The sequence below is a fragment of the Burkholderia sp. LMG 13014 genome (assembly GCF_905232215.1).
Classification (GTDB): domain Bacteria; phylum Pseudomonadota; class Gammaproteobacteria; order Burkholderiales; family Burkholderiaceae; genus Burkholderia.
The window spans coordinates 1-1893 of the sequence record NZ_CAJNKE010000863.1 but is presented as its reverse complement, the minus strand read 5'-3'; the positions used below and the strand labels follow the sequence as shown (position 1 = coordinate 1893).

General features: G+C 69.1%; 2 protein-coding genes. Both read right to left on the bottom strand.

Features of this window, described 5'->3' with window-relative positions; genetic code table 11:
* Positions 1-1199 (bottom strand): aminotransferase class I/II-fold pyridoxal phosphate-dependent enzyme (locus tag JYJ84_RS35550; RefSeq protein ID WP_205190203.1); only part of this gene is annotated, 1199 nt, incomplete at its 3' end.
* 64 nt (positions 1200-1263) lie between these two features.
* Positions 1264-1893, bottom strand: a 630-nt coding sequence (locus JYJ84_RS35545; protein ID WP_205190202.1) for a UDP-3-O-acyl N-acetylglycosamine deacetylase, incomplete at its 5' end; no start/stop codon positions are given.

Sequence of the window (1893 nt, the reverse complement as noted above, 5' to 3'; positions counted from 1 at the left end):
TGCACGTTGATCCCTTCGTCGAACATCGCATTGGCCCACTGCGCGGCCTTCAGCGAGCTCCCCGTGATCACCGGCACGACCGCGAACCCGGCGCTCGTGCCCGTATTCAGCCCGGCGGCGCGCGCTTCGGTCAGGAACTGCCGCCCACGCGCCTGCAGTTGCGCGACGCGCTCCGGCTCGGCCTGCAGGCGCTCGAGCGCGGCCAGCGACGCTTCGGCGAGCGTCGGCGCCAGCCCGACGCTGTACAGGAAGCCCGGCGCCAGGTGGCGCAGCATGTCGACGAGCGGCTGGCAACCGGCGATGAACCCACCGCAGCCGGCCAGCGTCTTGCTCATCGTGCCCATCCACATGTCGACCTGGTCGGGCGCGACGCCGCAATGCTCGCGGATGCCCTTGCCGGTCGCGCCGAGCACGCCGAGCGAATGCGCCTCGTCGACCAGCAGGAACGCACCGTGGCGTGTCTTCACATCGACGAAGCGCTGCAGGTCGGGGAAGTCGCCGTCCATGCTGTACAGCCCTTCGATCGCGATCAGCACGTGCCGGTATTCGCGGCGCACGCGCGACAGCAGTTCGTCGAGCGCCTGCCAATCGTTGTGCGCGAAGCTCAGCCGCTTCGCGCCACTCAATTGCGCGCCCTGCACGATGCTGTTGTGCGCGAGCGAATCGTGGACGACCAGATCGCCGGGGCCGAACAGCGCGCCGATCACCGTCACGTTCGTCGCGTGGCCGCTCACGAATGCGACACAGTCGTCGGTCTCGTAGAACGCGGCCAGCGCGCGCTCGAGGTCGCGCTGCACCGGGCGCTCGCCCGCGACCATCCGGCTCGCGGAGGCCGACGTGCCATAGCGGTCGATCGCTGCTTTCGCGCGCGACGACACGGCCGGATCGCCGGCCAGGCCGAGGTAGTTGTAGTTCGCGAAGTTCAGGTATTCGCGGCCGCCGATCTGCGTCGTCGCACCGGCCACGCCGTCGTGCACGCGGAAAAACGGCGAGTCGACGCGCAGCTTCTCGCCCATCTCGCGCATGATCCGGACCTGCTGATACTGCGGCATCGACTCGAAGCGGCTGCGCGCCGATGCGGTCTGCGCTGCCAGCGTGCCAGGCACGCCCGGTGCCGCGGCCGCATCGGTCGCGCGCTCCAGTTGCCGTTTCAGCGCTTTCGCCGCCAGTTGCTGGCGAAGATGCTCTCCCAGTGCCATTGCTTCCTTCGCTGTATCTCGAAAAGACGCTATGTTACGCCGCGCGTCATGAAAAAGCGTGGTGTCACGCGTCGGGAAACTCGGCCCACTGCCACGCATCGGGTTGGGCCAGCAGCGCGTCCACCAGCCGGAAATTCATCTCGTGGCTCGGCCGCAGCGCGCTCACGCGCGCCAGCAGCGGCGCACCGGCCAGTGCCAGATCGCCGACCAGGTCGAGCACGCGGTGCCGGACGAACTCCTCCGGCAGCCGCATCCCGCCCAGCACGCGATTGCCGACGATGGACGCCGTGCACGACGGCCGCGCGCCGCGCAGGATCGGTACCCCGCGCAGATAACCGGCGACGATCGCGGGTACCGCCCACTTCACGCGGCCATACGAGCGCGATGGCGCAATTTCGGTCGCAAAAGCGGCCGGCGTCAGCGCACCATCCCAGTGCATGTCGCCGAAGCCGCGCAGGTCGTTGCGCACGCTCAGTTCGTAACGCGGCGCCGGCTCGATCCGCATTTCGCGCCGCTGATCGCCGTCGCCGTCCGTGACGACGAGGGGCCGCAGCACGCGGATGAAGCGTTTCGGCGCATCGAGCGCGACGCGGCCGCACGCGCGGATGGCGTCCACCCACGGCGCGGCGCTGCCATCGAGAATCGGCACTTCCTCGGCATCGATCTCGACGATCGCGTGATCGATCTCGCACGC